This is a genomic window from Micromonospora sonneratiae, from assembly GCF_042679305.1.
GTDB lineage: Bacteria > Actinomycetota > Actinomycetes > Mycobacteriales > Micromonosporaceae > Micromonospora_H > Micromonospora_H sonneratiae.
Window position 1 is genome coordinate 75,090 of the sequence record NZ_JBHTMP010000030.1, and the last position, 15,473, is coordinate 90,562.

Here is a 15,473-nt window from a genome sequence, read left to right on the forward strand (position 1 = left end):
GCGGGGCTCTCTCGCTTCGCTCGTTCACTCCTCGCGCTCACCGACGCCCTCCGCTCGTGGTGTCGACAAGCCCGAACGGTTCCAGGCCCACCTGTTCCACCGGCGGGCCGGTGCGGGCCAGCTGCGCGGCGGCGGCCAGGTCCGCCGGCTGCGGTGGGGGCAGCATCTCGCGTACGGCCACCACGCAGTGCCGGTAGACCGACTTCTCCGCCGCCAGCGAGTCCACCAGCAGATCCAGGCCGACCCGGTTGCTCCGCAGCAGCCGCCAACCGGCGTCGTCGGCTGCGGCGAGGTCGAGCACCGCCGGCAGGTAGTCGGGCAACTCACCGTCGATCACGGTCAGCCCCGCCTGCTTGTACGCACCGGCGAAGCCGACCAGCGCCTCACCCCGTTTCCGGGTGTCCCCAGCCGTGTAGTAGGTCAGGTGCAGGCAGCAGCGCCGACGGAAGTCGAACACCTGCACGTACTCGGCCCGCAGTTGGGTGAGGTCGGTCTCGGCCCGGTACGCCACCACCGCCCGCAGCGGCTCGGCGACCGCCGCCGGCAACTCGGCCAGGGCGGCCCGCAGCACCGGCAGCGCGGCCATGACCTGCTCATCGGGGTAGCGCAGCAGCAGTGACGCGGCACGTGCCGCCACCGCCCGCCAGGATGGCTGGTTCACCTCTCGCCTCCGTCCGTCTCCTCCGAGGCCCTCGACCGGGGCGGGAACAGCCCGTCGGGGTGGCCCTTGCCGTCCCAGTTGAGCAGGTTGACCCGGCTGGCCTTGTTATCCGGCGCGGCCATCGTGTCGGCGGTCTGCCGGTTGCGCAGCATCTGGAAGGTCTCCGTCTGGATCGGGGCGGGCAGGCCGGAGGACTCGCCGAACGGTCCCTGCCCGTACGGCCCACCGCCGCCCATGCCCGGCCCGCCCTCGTACTCCAGGCTGCATTCAGTGCCAATCTGTTCGAGCCGGTGCGCGTCCTCGGCGTGCGCGGCCGGGATGACGTAGCGCTGCTCGTACTTGGCGATCGCCAACAGGCGGTACATGTCGTCGATCTGCTGGCCGGTCATTCCGACCGCCTCCGCGATCGACTCGTCGGCCGGCTCGCCGAGGTTGATGCGCCGCTGGTAGGCGCGCATCGCGGCCAGTCGGTGGAGCACCGCCCGTACCGGGGCCGGATCACCGGCGGTGAACAGTTCGGCCAGGTACTCCACCGGGATCCGCAGCGCGTCCACCGCGCCGAAGAGGTTGCCGGCGTCCTCACCGTCATGGCCGGTCTCCCGCAGCACGTCCACCACCGGGGACAGCGGTGGGATGTACCAGACCATCGGCATGGTCCGGTACTCCGGGTGCAACGGCAGGGCCACCTGGTACTTCATGATCAGATCCCAGATCGGCGACCGCTGGGCCGCCTCGATCCAGTCGTCCGGGATGCCGGCGGCCCGGGCCGCGGTGACCACCTTCGGGTCGTGCGGGTCGAGGAAGACGGAGCGCTGCGCCGCGTACAGGTCCTGCTCGTTCTCCACCGCGGCGGCTGTGGCGACCGCATCGGCGTCGTAGAGCATCAGCCCGAGGTAACGCAGCCGCCCCACGCAGGTCTCCGAGCAGATGGTGGGCTGCCCGATCTCGATCCGGGGAAAGCAGAACGTGCACTTCTCGGCCTTGCCGGTGCGGTGGTTGAAGTACACCTTCTTGTACGGGCAGCCGGTCACACACATCCGCCAGCCCCGGCACCGGTCCTGGTCGACCAGCACGATACCGTCCTCGGCCCGCTTGTAGATCGCCCCGGACGGGCAGGACGCGGCGCAGGACGGGTTCAGGCAGTGCTCGCAGATACGCGGCAGGAAGAACATGAACGCCTTTTCGTACTCCTGGCGTACCTGGTCGGAGACCTTCGCCAGGATCGGGTCACCGGCGGCGACCTCGTTGCCACCACCCAACGAGTCGTCCCAGTTGGCACTCCAGGTGATCTTCGTGTCCTTGCCGGTGAGCAGCGACTTGGGCCGGGCCACCGGGATGTCGTCACCGGCCGGCGCGGACAGCAGGTGCTCGTAGTCGTACGTCCACGGCTCGTAGTAGTCCTGCATGGACGGCAGCTTCGGGTTGGCGAAGATGCTGAACATCTTCTTCACCCGACCGCCGGCCTTCGGCTTGAGCCGACCCGACCGGGTACGCACCCAGCCGCCCTGCCACCGGTCCTGGTCCTCGTACGTACGCGGATAGCCCTGCCCCGGCCGGGTCTCCACGTTGTTGAACCAGACGTACTCCACCCCGGAGCGGTTGGTCCACGCCTGCTTGCAGGTGACCGAGCAGGTGTGGCAGCCGATGCACTTGTCGAGGTTCATCACCATCGACATCTGTGCCATGACCCGCATCAGTACTGCACCTCCTGGGAGCGTCGCCGGATCACCGTGACCTCGTCGCGTTGGTTACCGGTGGGACCGAGATAGTTGAAGGCGAAGGAGAGTTGGGCGTACCCGCCGATCAGGTGGGTGGGCTTGACCAGCAACCGGGTCAGCGAGTTGTGGATACCGCCGCGTCGACCGTTGATCTCCGCCTTCGGCACGTCGATGACCCGCTCCTGGGCGTGGTACATGTACACCGTGCCCTCGGGCATCTTGTGGGTGACCACGGCCCGGCAGACCACCACACCGTTGCGGTTGACCGCCTCGATCCAGTCGTTGTCCCGTACGCCGATCTTGGCCGCGTCGGCCTCGCTCATCCACATCGTCGGCCCACCCCGGGACAACGTCAGCATGATCAGGTTGTCCTGGTACTCGGAGTGGATGGACCACTTCGAGTGCGGGGTCAGGTAGCGGACCGTGATCTCCAGTTCGCCGTTGCGGCCCAACCTCGGTTCACCGAACAACCTGTGCATATCCAGTGGCGGCCGGAAGATCGGCATCGTCTCGCCAACCTCCTGCATCCAGTCGTGGTCCAGGAAGAAGTGCTGCCGCCCGGTCAGCGTGTGCCACGGCTTGAGCCGCTCGACGTTGATGGTGAACGGGGAGTACCGCCGCCCACCGTGCTCACTGCCCGACCACTCCGGGCTGGTGATCACCGGCACCGGACGGGACTGGGTGTCGACGAAGGTGATCTGCTTGCCCTCGTGCTCGGCGGCCAGGTCGGCCAGCTTCACGCCGGTGCGCCGCTCCACGTCCTTGAAGCCGACGGTGGCGACCCGGCCGTTCGTGGTGCCGGACAGCGCCAGGATCGCCTCGCAGGCATGGACGTCCTTCGCCAACGACGGCCGGCCGTCGGCCGCGCCGCCGCGTACCGCGCCGTTCTTGCGGCGCAGGTACTCCACCTCCGGGTTGACGTCGACCGACACCCCCTTGCCGGTGGTACCGAGTTTGTCCAGCAGCGGGCCGAGGGCGGCCATCTTGTCGGCCACCGCACCGTAGTCACGCTCGACGACGACCAGCTTGGACATGGTCTTTCCCGGCACCGGTGGCTCACCGGTGACCGCCCAGTCGCGGACCACCCCGTGCGGGGTCGCCATCGCATCCGGTGTGTCGTGCAGCAGCGGTGCCGCGACCAGATCCTTGCGTACGCCGAGGTGGTTCGCGGCCAGACCGGAGAACGCCCGGGCGATGCCGTGGAACGCGTCGAAGTCGGTCCTGGTCTGCCACGGCGGGTTGATCGCCGGGGTGAACGCGTGCACGAACGGGTGCATGTCCGTGCTGCTCAGGTCGTGTTTCTCGTACCAGGTGGCGGCCGGCAGCACGATGTCGGAGAAGAGCGTCGTGGAGGTCATCCGGAAGTCCAGCGACAGCAGCAGGTCGAGCTTGCCCTCCGGGGCCTCGTCCCGCCAGGTCACGTCCTTCGGGCGCAGCTCCGGCGGTGCCTCGTCGGCCCGCAGCGACGCGTCGGTGCCCAGCAGGTGCCGCAGGAAGTACTCGTTGCCCTTGGCCGACGAGCCGAGCAGGTTGGCCCGCCACACGGTCAACACCCGGGGCCAGTTCTGCGGTGCGTCCGGATCGGTGCAGGCGAAGCCCACCCGACCCGCGCCGAGCTGGTCGGCGACCCAACCGGCGGGATTGTCCGGCGACGCGGCCAGTGCCTCGTCGGCGAGGTCCAGCGGACTACGGTCGAACGTCGGCATGCTCGGCATCCAGCCCAACCGGGCCGACTGGGCCATCAGGTCGGCGGTGTGCCGACCGGCGAAGATGCCCTTTCCGGTGGGGGAGGAGACCACGTCGGCGGAGTACGTGTCGTAGCGCCACTGGTCGGTGTGGAGGTACCAGAACGCCGTACCGATCATCTGCCGGGGCGGGCGCACCCAGTCCAGCCCGAACGCCAACTGTGTCCAGCCGGTCACCGGCCGGCACTTCTCCTGCCCGACGTAGTGCGCCCAACCGCCGCCGTTGACTCCCTGACAGCCGGTGAGGGTGGTCAGGGCGAGGATGGCCCGGTAGGTGGCGTCGGAGTGGAACCAGTGGTTGGTGCCCGCGCCGAGCAGGATCATCGACCGGCCGCCGGAACGCTCCGCGTTGTCGGCGAACTCCCGCGCGATCCGGGCCACCTGCGCGGCCGGTACGCCGGTGATCGGCTCCTGCCACGCCGGGGTGTAAGGCACGTCCACGTCGTCGTAGTCGGCGGGCCACTGTCCGGGCAGTCCCGGTCGGGCCACCCCGTACTGGGCCAGCAGCAGGTCGAAGACGTTGGTCACCACGTGCTCGCCGACCCGACGCGTCGGTACGCCCCGACGCAGCACCTGCGGCTCGTCGGTGTCGAACCGGGGCAGCGACACCTGCACGGACTCGCCGCCGAGGCAGGTCAGCGCCGGATCCAGGTCACCGAGGTCGAGGTTCCACTGTCCCGACTCCTCGCCCCAGCGGTGCCCGAGGCTCCCACGTGGTACGGCCGGCGCGTCGGTTGCGGTGTCCCACAGCACCGTCTTGAAGGCGGCTTCCTTGCCGGTCTCACCCAGGTCCGCGGCGGTGAGGAACTTGCCGGGCCGGTAGCTGCCATCCCCGGTAGGTTCGAGAGTGATCAGGAACGGCAGGTCGGTGAAGCGACGGACGTAGTCCTCGAAGCGTTCGGTGCGCCGCTCGACGAAGAACTCCCTGAGGATGACGTGGCCCATCGCCATCGCCAGCGCCCCGTCGGTGCCCGGCTGCGCCGGCAGCCACTCGTCGGCGAACTTGACGTTGTCGGCGAAGTCCGGGCTGACCACCACCACCTTCTGGCCCCGGTAACGTGCCTCGGCCATCCAGTGCGCGTCCGGCGTACGGGTGACCGGGACGTTCGACCCCCACATCACGAAGTAGGAGGCGTCCCACCAGTCCCCGGACTCCGGCACGTCGGTCTGGTCGCCGAACACCTGTGGTGAGGCCACCGGCAGGTCGGCGTACCAGTCGTAGAACGACAGCATCGAGCCGCCGATCAGCGACAGGAACCGGGCACCGACCGCGTGCGACACCATCGACATCGCCGGGATCGGCGAGAAGCCGGCGATCCGGTCCGGGCCGTACTCCTTGATGGTGTGCACGTGCGCGGCGGCGATCATCTCCTGGGCCTCGTCCCAGGAGATCCGCACCAGCCCGCCCTTGCCCCGGGCCTTCTGGTAGCGCCGACGCCGCTGCGGGTCGTTCTGGATGTCGGCCCAGGCCGCGACCGGATCACCCAGCCGACCCTTGGCCTCCCGGTACATCTCCACCAGGATCCCCCGGGCGTACGGGTACCGCACCCGGGTGGGGGAGTAGGTGTACCAGGAGAAGGCGGCACCGCGCGGGCAGCCGCGCGGCTCGTACTCCGGGCGGTCCGGTCCGACGCTCGGATAGTCGGTCTGCTGCTGCTCCCAGGTGATGATGCCGTCCTTGACGTACACCTTCCAGGAGCAGGAACCGGTGCAGTTCACCCCGTGGGTGGAGCGCACCACCTTGTCGTAGGACGAGCGGTCCCGGTAGAACGAGTCCGCCTCGCGCCCACCGATCTGGTAGAGCGCCCGCCCATCCGGCGAGACATCCGCCCGGCGGACCAGGCCGCCTACCGCCAGTAGCGCCCGCCCCGCTGTATCGGTCGCTCGCGACATATGCCTCATTCCCTCGTCCGATAGGTCTGGTGCCCACCTTGGTACCGGTTGTTGATGTTCGCAACCGAAGCGCGGAATCCGCAGCCATCGTGGAAGGGTGATTGTTGGTAGGCCCAGGCCGAAGGTCCCGGCACACCCGCCTGGTGAGGTTCGTCTCGGCCGGTCCCCGGTGGCTTCCCGGGCCGGGCGTCACGATTACGCCTGGTGACCCCGATGGCCGGAGGGGCGCTCCCCTCGAACGGCTCTGCTCCGCTTCACCGGAGGAAGCGCTTCTGGCCTGAGCGGGGGTTTCCTCGTTCCAGACGGCGGGGGGCCGGATTGGCCGGTCCCGTGGTGCTGACGGTCAGTCATGAATGTCGTCGCCGGCGGGAAAACTGGGGCAACGGGGGTCGGGGCTGGATCGGGCGCGGCCCGGTCGGCCGCCCGACGGGTCGCCGCCGGACCGATCCGGGCAGGCTGAGGGTCGGGTCGTCGGTGTGGGAACGCCATCCGAAGAGATGACGATCAGCGAGCCCGTGGCCCTAGCTGCTGGCCCCGGTCGCTACCTGCTGGTCGTCGGCCGGCTGGGTTGGCGATTCGGAGGTAGTGGGATATGTCACTCGATCCCACGCGGTGATCGGCAGGACGATGACGGAGGCGGGAAAGAGCCCGTGTTCCTCGTTGTCGATGTGTCGGGTCAGCCGCTCGAGCGCCGCCAGCACCGCCGCCCAGTCCGGATCCTGACGGTCGATCGAACCCAGCACGCCATGGATGTCGTCGTGCTCGGCGCACAGCTTGTCGACCTCCTCGGTGAGGCTGCCCTCGGCCCGCAGTTCACGGAACAGGCCGTTCTCCTCGGTGGCCGTGTGCGGCATCAGCAGGTCGATCAGGGCGTCCAGCGCCTCGAACCGGTCGTCGGTGCCGTGCAGGATCGACGTCCGCAGCCGCCCGGCGGCGTTGGCGATGTCCTCGTGCTCGGCGGAGAGTCGGGCGATCAGCGGGAAGTCCCGACAGCCGCAGTAGTTGCACACGCTCCGTCTCCTCACCGGCATAGGTAACAGGTCCCATCATGGGCCGGCACTACCCGAACAAGTAGGGCCGAAGGGCCCGACGCTGGACGGGTTTTGAGGCCGTTTGACGTTGTAACGTTGCGTGACGTGAAAACCTCCAGAACGGGGCCCGTCGGGGAGACGATCGACACGCCGCGGCACCGCGCGCTGGCCACCGCCAGCCGGGTGGCGATCCTGAAGATCGTACGAGGCACCGACGGCGGCATGAACACCGCCGAGGTGGCGGAGCGTACCGGACTGCACCTGTCCACCGCCCGCGCGCACCTCGACCGTCTCGTCGAGGCCGGGCTGCTGGTGAAGGCACGCGCCAGCGGCGGGCAACCGGGACGCCCCGCGTGGCGATACCGGGCCACCGCCGACGAGACGCCGGCCCCGGCACCGTACCGCTCACTGGCGGCAGCACTGCTGGAGCATCTCGGCGGAGCCGATGGAGACGTACGCGCGGTGGCCGGGCGCATCGGCCGTACCTGGGGCCGCCACCTGGCCGCAGCGACGGAGCGCAGCGACGACCCGGTCAAAGCCGTACTGACCGTTCTCAGCGGACTGGGCTTCAACCCCCGGCTGGCCGAGCCCGGCACGACGGCGCCCGGCGCAGCTGGGACCGGCGCAGCGGAGGCCGGAGCAGCGGGGACCAGCACGACGGAGCCCAGCGCAACAACCGCCGGCGCAACAACCGCCGGCGCAACAACCGCCAGCGAAACAACCGCCAGCACCACAACCACTGGCGCAGCAGGCCAGCCGGTCGCAGCGGTGCAGCCGGTCGCAGCAGCACAGGCCGGCACCCCGGAGCAGCCGATCGCGGCCGAGGTCCACCTGCACACCTGCCCGTTCCTGGAACTGGTCGGACGCAACCCGGACGCGATGTGCGGACTACACGTCGGCGTGATCCGGGGCGTCATGGAGTACGCGGGCGCACCCAACGGCAACGCCGTACTCGAACCCTTCGGCGCACCCACGGCCTGCGTGGTCCGACTCTCCCTCGGCGAGACGGAACAGGCAGAACAGCCGGAACAGCCAGGGCAGGGAGCGGCATGACCACCCGACAGCCGGTGACCCGCCCGGCAACCCAGACGCCCACCCCGGTGACGGACCCCCCGAGCCTCGTCGGCCAGCAGCTACCCGTCGTGCAGACCTCGCCGGTCACCGGCCGGGCCCGCTGGCACCGCCGCATCTCCGCACTGCCACTGGCCTACCTCGCCGGAATCGTGGTGGTCGGATGCATCCACCCGTTCCTGCCCACCTGGCGGTGGCTCCTCATCCACCTGCTCCTGCTCGGTGCGGTCACCAACGCCATCGTCGTCTGGAGCGCCCACTTCACCGCCGCGGTACTCCGCGTACCGGCCCCCGCCAACCGGCGGGCCGAGACCCTCCGGCTGGTCCTGCTCAACATCGGCATCGTCGTTGTGCTGACCGGCGGCGGCCTCGACATCCCCTGGGTGGGGATGGCCGGTGCCACCGTCGTCTTCGTCGCCGTCACCGCCCACCTGGCCTGGCTGACCGCCCGCCTACGGGCAGCGCTACCGACCCGCCTCGCCATCACCGTCCGCTACTACCTGGCCGCATCGGCAGCACTGCTGATCGGCATCCCGGTAGGTGCCTGGATGATGGGTGTCGACGACGACTTCCGGCCACACCTGCTGCTCTTCCACGCCCACGTCAACCTGCTCGGCTGGGTCACGCTGACCGTCCTCGGCACCCTGCTCACCCTGTGGCCCACCGTGCTGCGCACCCGGATGGCCGACAACGCGGTACGCGCCGCCAGCAAGGCCCTGCCCTTCGCCCTGGCCGGCCTCGCGCTACTCGGCACCGGGCTGCTCACCTGGTGGCGACCCGTCGCCTTCGTCGGGCTGGCGCTGTTCGCCACCGGCGCGGTGATCGCCCTACGACCCGCCCTCACCGTCGCCCAGGGCAAGCAACCGGCCTCCTTCGCCGCCTGGTCGATCGCCTCCGCCAGCGGCTGGCTACTGGTCGCCCTCGCCATCGACACCGGCACCCTGCTGTTCTCACCCGGACCGGCCGAAGCCATGGAGAACTTCAGCGACGTACTCGTCCCGCTGCTGGTCGGCTTCACCGCCCAGATCCTGATCGGCGCGCTGGCCTACCTGATGCCCGTGGTGCTCGGTGGTGGCCCCAGCAAGGTCAGGCCACGCAACGCGATCCTCGACCGGAACTGGCCGCAACGGGTGGCGATGGGCAACGCTGCGTTGATCGTCTTCATGCTGCCCGTCCCGCCGTACGTGCGGATCACCACCTCACTGCTGGTCCTGGTCGCCCTGCTGCAGTTCCTCGTCCCGGCCATCCGGGTCCTGCTCACCGCCCGGAGGTAACCGGTGCTCCCAACCCCCGCCCCCGCCACGCCCGCAGCCCCCGAGCCCCCGGCTGCGCCCAACCGGCCCCTCGTCGGCGTCGCCGTCGGTGTGGCACTGGTCCTACTGGCCACGCTCGTCGGCGTCGCCGGCCAGAAGGCCGCCGAGACCGGCACCCCCCAGGCAGCAGCCGCAGTCAGCGTGCCGGCCACCGGTGAAACCACCACGGTCAAGGTGACCGCCGAAGGCATGCGCTACCACCCGAACCGGATCACCGTCCCCGCCGGCAACCGACTCGTCATCGAACTGACCAACCGTGACGACCGCCGCCACGACCTCGTCCTCGCCACCGGAGCCAGGACCCCGTTCCTGTCGACCGACGGCACCGCCCAACTCGACGCCGGCGTCATCGGCTCCACCACCGAGGGCTGGTGCTCGCTACCCGGTCACCGGCAGGCCGGCATGACCCTGACCATCGTCACCACCGGCGGCAAGGCCACCGACTCGTCGGCAGCCGGCCACGACCACGCCGCCACGTCTCCCACCGACGCTCCCCAGACCGCCGCGCCCAGAATCGACGCGATGGCCGACCCCGGTCCCGGATTCACCGCCCGTGACGCCAACGCGCCGGTCACGCCGACGGGTCGGTTGCACCGGCTCGAACTGCGCGTCCAGGAGGTGCTCCGCGAGGTCGCCCCGGGCGTACGACAGAAGCTGTGGACCTTCAACGGCACCGCGCCCGGCCCGATCCTGCGCGGACGCATCGGCGACACCTTCGAGATCACCCTGATCAACGACGGCAGCCTCGACCACGGCATCGACTTCCACGCCGGTGCCCTCGCCCCCGACCAGCCAATGCGACCCATCGACCCCGGTCAGCGACTGGTCTACCGGTTCACCGCCACCAAGGCCGGCATCTGGATGTACCACTGCTCGACCATGCCGATGCTGCACCACATCGGAAACGGCATGTTCGGGGCCGTCATCATCGACCCGCCCAACCTGCCCGCCGTCGACCGCGAATACGTCCTCGTCCAGTCCGAGTTCTACCTCGGCCCGGACGGCGAACCCGGTGACCTGACCAAGATGCAGGCCGAACGCCCCGACGCCGTCGTCTTCAACGGCTACGTCTCCCAGTACGCCCACCGCCCACTGACCGCCAAGGCCGGCGAACGCGTACGCATCTGGGTGCTCAACGCCGGCCCCAACCGGGCCTGCTCCTTCCACATCGTCGGAGCCCACTTCGACACCCTCTACCGTGAGGGGCAGTGGCAGCTGCGCCCCAGCGACCCGGGAGCCGCCCAGGTGCTCGACCTCAGCGCGGCCGGCGGCGGCTTCGTCGAAACCGTCTTCCCCGAGCCGGGCAACTATCCCTTCGTCAACCACATCATGGTCGACGCCGAACGCGGTGCCCGAGGCGTATTCAAAGTGAGCTGACGATGACGACTCCTGCTGCCATGACCAGATCCCGCCCGCCGGCCAGACGACGCCCGGTACGCCAGTTCATCCCACCCCAGCACGGTGCCTGGGCGATGCTGGTCCTGCCCTGGCTGGCGGGCGTGCTCGTCGCGGGCTTCCGGTGGACCCACCTACCGCTGTTCGGCGCGTGGCTGACCGGGTACCTGCTGTCCTACTACGCCCTACAGGCGGTCAAGACCCGCCGACCGCGACGCTTCCGAGACCAGTTGCTGGCGTACGGCCCACCGACGGTCCTGCTCGGTGGTCTGGTCCTCGCCGTCCACCCGGACCTGCTCTGGTACGCCCCCGCCTACGCTGTACTACTCGTCGCCAACGCCGTCTACGCCTGGCGACGTAAGGAACGGGCGCTCGTCAACGACCTGGCCTCGGTGCTCCAGAGCTGCCTCATGGTCCTCGTCGCCGCGACCGTCGCGGATGTGCCGGTCGAGCAGGTGAGCGGCGTGTTCCTGGCCGTACTGGCCTACTTCACCGGCACCGTCCTGTACGTCAAGACGATGATCCGGGAACGTGGCAGTGCCGGGTACCGGGTCGTCTCGGTGGTGTACCACCTGGTGGTCTTCGCGCTCGCCGCCTGGGCCGATTGGCTGCTGGGGGCACTCTTCGCCATCCTGCTGGCCCGCGCCTGGGTGCTGCCCGGACGGAAGTTGACCCCCAAGCAGGTCGGCATCCTGGAGATCGTCAACTCCGTGTTGCTGCTGGTCGTGGTCGTGGTGGTCTGACCGGGTCGACGCCCTTCTGACCGGGTCGACGCCCTTCTGACCGGGTCGACGCCGGTGCCGCCGAGACGGCCGGCCCTGGTTTGGGCCGTACGGGCAGGGGAAGGCAACGGCTGGAAGTACGATGCGGCGTCCTCGTCGCCAGAGGCAGAGGTGGTGTGAAATGGGTTCTCAGCAGCAGATCCATGAAATGCGCCAACGTGCCCACCAGGCGGGTATCCCGGGCAGCTCGAAGATGAGCGAGCAGCAGTTGAAGGATGCGATGAAGAAGGTCGACAAGGGGATGGACCCGGCCATGGCCAAGCAGAAGGCCAAGAGCTGACGATCGCCCGTCAGCTGTGACGAAGGGCCAGCCCGATCGGGCTGGCCCTTCGTCACGTGTGGCTTCGCTACCCCTCGTCTCCCAGGAACCGCTCCTGCCACGGACCGGGTAGGACGAGGGTGATGCCGTCACGTCGACACTGCTGGACGACGAAGTCCATGGCCGCCGCGATGTCGTCCATGAAGTGGGGCATGGCCCGCAGCGGCTGATCGAGAGGACGCATGAAGTCGTCCCAGTGCACCGGCAGAACGGTGCTCGCCCCGGTGGCCCGTACGACATGCCGCCAGTACTCCTGACGGAACCGGTCCGACTCCCTGCCGAGCCGGCCGATGCTCAGATAGACGGTGTCGGCGCGATGGGCGTCGAGCCCGCCCGGCACGTAGTTGGCGCTGGCCTGCACGAGGACCGTGCCGGCGGGATGCCTGAAGAAGATCGAGTAGCACTCACCGGTACGCCACGCCCGGTAGCGGGCCGGTGGCGTCAACGGAGCGTCGACGCCACCGGGAGCGACATCCCCCGGACTGTGCCGCCCGGCCACGAGGGTGACCTCGAAGTCGCCGAAGACCAGCGTCTCACCGTCCCGAACCGGCCGCAGGAGCCGTTCCGGCAGCCCGTAGCCGCGTCCGACGTTCATCGTGGACGTCGAGCCGACCAGCGGGGCATCGAAGATGTCGGCGACGACGGGCGAGTCCAGGGCATGGTCGTAGTGGGAGTGGGCGCACAGCACCGCGTCGAGGGAACCGATGCCGGCCCGGGACAGGCAGGCTTCGATGGTCCGGCGATCGGGACCGATCCGGCCCAGCGCCACCCGCAGCAGTCCGGGGCGGGTGAAGAACCCGTCGACCAGCAGCGACGTGTTCGCGTCCCGTACGAGGACGGTGCTGGTGCCGAGGAACGTCGTACGGACGGCACCGGACCGTGACCCGCCGCCGGACTGCGCCCAGGCGGCGTAGGGCACCATCGACGGGCGGGAGAGCGGGAACCTCACGACACCCCGACAGCAGCGACGACGCCCGCTCGGCCGAGGATCTGCCCCAGCACCCGGTCGAGGACCCCGTCGGCATCGTCACTGGCAGCAGGCGCGCGCCAGGCGACGTAGCCGTCCGGCCGTACCAGGACGGCCCCGGTCGCCTCGATGCCGTACGCGGTGGTGAAGGCACCGTTGTCGTCCTCGAGCCCGGCAGCGCCGATGGCGAACGAGGCCACCGGTACGCCGTACCGCTCGGCGGCGAGGGCGGCACCATGCTGCCAGGCCCGGCCGGCAACGGTGGTCAGGAGCGTGAACCGGGGACCGAACAGGTCCAGGGTCGACAACTGCTCCCCGCCCCGACCCAGCCACACGTGCGGAGCCCGGCACCCCGGGGTGGCACTCGGCACGTAGTCGGCGTACGGGTCGTCGACCGGCGGAGGAACCGTCCCGTCCGGTACGACGGCAGCCGAGGCGTAGACCGTCCCGAACTCGACGCCGAGGTGGTTGCCGTACCGGTGCGCCGCCCGGATGCTCTCCTCCGGACTGAGCTGCTGCTCGACGCCGTACATGATGGCCACCGCGACCTGCACGACGTGGAAGAAGTTCGCCAACGACTGCTCGGTGACGGTCTTCGCCGGCGGACGGCGCTCGGCGTCGTACGTGTCGAGCAGCGACCAGTCGGCGACTCCCCGCACGCAGAGGGCCAGCTTCCACATCACGTTGTGCATGCCCTGTAGGCCGGTGTTGACCCCGAGGCCGCCGGTGGGCGGGAACTGGTGGGCGGCGTCGCCGCACAGCACGACCCGGCCCTGGACGAGCCGCTCGGCGACGGTGGCGTTCATCCGCCACCGGCCGACGTTGAGCACCTCTACGTCCAGGTCCTCGATCCCGGAGCCGGCCCGGATCCACCGGACACACGACTCGGGGGTGTGCTCGCCGGACGCCCACTCGTCCTCGGGCACCGGAATCTGGCACAGCCACCGGCCCCGGGCATCCAGCGGCTGGAACGTCCCCCTGGCCTGCGGGCCACCCACGTAGAGCAGTACGCCGTTCCGATCACCCAGGTGTGACTCCAGGTCGGCCCGGAAGTAGCAGTTGACGAAGTGGTGAACGGCCTGCTGCCCGTCCAACGCGATCCCCAACTGCGTCCGTACGAGACTCTCCACCCCGTCGGCGGCGACGAGGGCGCTCCCGGAGAGCGCGTAGGTGGCCCCGGACTCCGGATCGGTCACCTCCACGGATGCGTCGGTGTCCTCGGGCCGCCAACCGGTCAGCACCCGGGTCACCCGATGGCCGAACCGCAGGTCGACCAGCCCGGTCGCGGCGGCTGCGTCCCAGAGGATCTGCTCGATGAGGTCCTGCGACGACATCACCGGCAGGGCGGGGCTGACCTCCGGCCCCGGGCCGAGGAACCCCCGGGCCTCGATCTGTCCCAGCTGCGTACCGGTGAGGGTGTCGAAGAACCGGATCGGACTCTTCCAGCCCGGCGGGGTGTCGATGCCACGTAACCGCTGGTAGACGGCCCGCCCCCAGCCCTGGGCGATCTCCATCGTCCGGGTGTTGAGGTTACGGGTCTTCGGATGCCAGGACGTTTCCGTCCGCTGCTCCAGCACCACCGTACGGATACCGAAGCTCGCCAGTTCCAGGGCAGCTGCCAGGCCGACCGGGCCGCCACCAAGAACGAGGACAGGGGGAGGGGGAGAGATGTGGGTCACAGGCAAATGGTAATCGTACTACCGTTACTGTCAACGGGTACGGTTGCCGCATGAGCGTGGACCAACCAGCCGGCGGTACGGCCAGCGAGTCGAGAGTCGTCCAGCCCCGCCAGGCCCGCAGCCGCGCCACCATGGAGCGGATCCTGACCGCCGTCGAGGAACTCCTGGCCGAGAAACCCTTCGACCAGATCACCATCGCCGAGGTGTCCGCCCGATCGGCCAGCGCCCCGACCGCGATCTACGCCCGCTTCTCCGACAAGACCGCCCTGCTGCTCGGGGTCCACGAGCGCTTCCGGCAGCGGGCAGCCGACCGGATCGTCGAGGCGATCACCGACCCGGCCCGGGCACACCTGCCACTGCCGGAGTTCCTCGCCTACGCCACGGGTGAACTGGTCACGTTCTACCGGGACAACCACCGGCTGCTGCGCAGCGTGCTCCTGGCGGACAACGCGAGAATGTACGCCTGCGCCGCAGAACTGGGCACCACCCTGTCCACCGCGATCGCCATGCAGGTGGTGCCCCGGGTTCCACCGCACCGGGTGGCCGACGTCGAACGCGACCTCGACTTCGCGATCCGTACCGCCATGGCCCTGGCCCAGCAGCACCTCATCTTCGGCCCGCAGCGACCGACCCGGTTCGACTATCCGCACGAGGAACTCGTCGCCCGCATCACCAGCCTCCTGGCGGACACCTGCGCACGGCACCTCTCCGACGCCGACGCTGCCTAGGCCGTGGGCCTGGGCCATCCTCCGACCCGGGACGCGACGAAGGGCCAGCCCGGTTGGGCTGGCCCTTCGTGGTTGTTGTTGTGTTGTTGTGTGTCAGGCGGAGTAGCCGCGGGTGGCGATCCAGTCGGCCAGGTTGTCGGTTGCCATCCAGTAGGAGGCGGTGTTCGGGTT

Annotated in this window: 12 protein-coding genes; 6 read left to right on the top strand and 6 right to left on the bottom strand. The window is 69.6% G+C overall.

The window, feature by feature from the left end; genetic code table 11:
- Nucleotides 1-37 precede the first annotated feature (37 nt).
- The 4 genes from narJ to ACFQ4H_RS19810 all read right to left on the bottom strand — a co-directional run bounded on the left by narJ (nucleotide 38) and on the right by ACFQ4H_RS19810 (nucleotide 7,027).
- Complete coding sequence (narJ, locus tag ACFQ4H_RS19795; protein ID WP_377572481.1) at nucleotides 38-661, bottom strand: nitrate reductase molybdenum cofactor assembly chaperone; 624 nt, start codon at nucleotides 659-661, stop codon at nucleotides 38-40.
- On the bottom strand, nucleotides 658-2,355 hold the full coding sequence (gene narH, locus ACFQ4H_RS19800; protein WP_377572482.1) for a nitrate reductase subunit beta: 1,698 nt from the start codon (nucleotides 2,353-2,355) through the stop codon (nucleotides 658-660). Before narH ends, narJ begins: the two co-directional genes overlap by 4 nt.
- Nucleotides 2,355-6,017 (bottom strand): nitrate reductase subunit alpha, encoded by a 3,663-nt coding sequence (locus tag ACFQ4H_RS19805; protein WP_377572483.1) that lies wholly within the window; start codon nucleotides 6,015-6,017, stop codon nucleotides 2,355-2,357. Before ACFQ4H_RS19805 ends, narH begins: the two co-directional genes overlap by 1 nt.
- A 521-nt stretch (nucleotides 6,018-6,538) precedes the next feature.
- Nucleotides 6,539-7,027, bottom strand: a complete 489-nt coding sequence (locus ACFQ4H_RS19810; protein WP_377572484.1) for a hemerythrin domain-containing protein — start codon at nucleotides 7,025-7,027, stop codon at nucleotides 6,539-6,541.
- A gap of 126 nt (nucleotides 7,028-7,153) precedes the next feature.
- Here ACFQ4H_RS19810 and ACFQ4H_RS19815 point away from each other — a divergent pair, with 126 nt between their 5' ends.
- The 5 genes from ACFQ4H_RS19815 (at nucleotide 7,154) to ACFQ4H_RS19835 (ending at nucleotide 11,889) form a co-directional block, all read left to right on the top strand.
- A complete protein-coding gene (locus ACFQ4H_RS19815) occupies nucleotides 7,154-8,101 on the top strand; it encodes a helix-turn-helix transcriptional regulator (protein WP_377572485.1) in 948 nt (315 codons plus the stop codon).
- Complete coding sequence (locus tag ACFQ4H_RS19820; protein ID WP_377572486.1) at nucleotides 8,098-9,393, top strand: hypothetical protein; 1,296 nt, start codon at nucleotides 8,098-8,100, stop codon at nucleotides 9,391-9,393. The genes ACFQ4H_RS19815 and ACFQ4H_RS19820 overlap by 4 nt, the downstream gene beginning before the upstream one ends.
- Nucleotides 9,394-9,396: 3 nt before the next feature.
- Nucleotides 9,397-10,809: a multicopper oxidase domain-containing protein gene (locus tag ACFQ4H_RS19825; RefSeq protein ID WP_377572487.1), complete on the top strand. Its 1,413-nt coding sequence runs from the start codon at nucleotides 9,397-9,399 to the stop codon at nucleotides 10,807-10,809.
- 20 nt (nucleotides 10,810-10,829) lie between these two features.
- Nucleotides 10,830-11,570 carry a YwiC-like family protein gene (locus tag ACFQ4H_RS19830; RefSeq protein ID WP_377572488.1) on the top strand — a complete coding sequence of 247 codons (741 nt, stop codon included), beginning with the start codon at nucleotides 10,830-10,832 and terminating at the stop codon, nucleotides 11,568-11,570.
- 160 nt (nucleotides 11,571-11,730) lie between these two features.
- Entirely contained in the window at nucleotides 11,731-11,889 is a 159-nt protein-coding gene (locus ACFQ4H_RS19835; RefSeq protein WP_377572489.1) for a hypothetical protein, read from the top strand.
- Between the two features lie 67 nt (nucleotides 11,890-11,956).
- On the opposite strand, the gene ACFQ4H_RS19840 is transcribed toward ACFQ4H_RS19835, so the two are convergent.
- Both ACFQ4H_RS19840 and ACFQ4H_RS19845 read right to left on the bottom strand, forming a co-directional pair.
- Nucleotides 11,957-12,877 (bottom strand): MBL fold metallo-hydrolase, encoded by a 921-nt coding sequence (locus ACFQ4H_RS19840; RefSeq protein WP_377572490.1) that lies wholly within the window; start codon nucleotides 12,875-12,877, stop codon nucleotides 11,957-11,959.
- Nucleotides 12,874-14,574: an FAD-dependent monooxygenase gene (locus tag ACFQ4H_RS19845; RefSeq protein WP_377572491.1), complete on the bottom strand. Its 1,701-nt coding sequence runs from the start codon at nucleotides 14,572-14,574 to the stop codon at nucleotides 12,874-12,876. The genes ACFQ4H_RS19840 and ACFQ4H_RS19845 overlap by 4 nt, the downstream gene beginning before the upstream one ends.
- Nucleotides 14,575-14,624: 50 nt before the next feature.
- Here ACFQ4H_RS19845 and ACFQ4H_RS19850 point away from each other — a divergent pair, with 50 nt between their 5' ends.
- A complete protein-coding gene (locus ACFQ4H_RS19850; protein ID WP_377572492.1) occupies nucleotides 14,625-15,302 on the top strand; it encodes a TetR/AcrR family transcriptional regulator in 678 nt (225 codons plus the stop codon).
- Nucleotides 15,303-15,473: the final 171 nt, after the last annotated feature.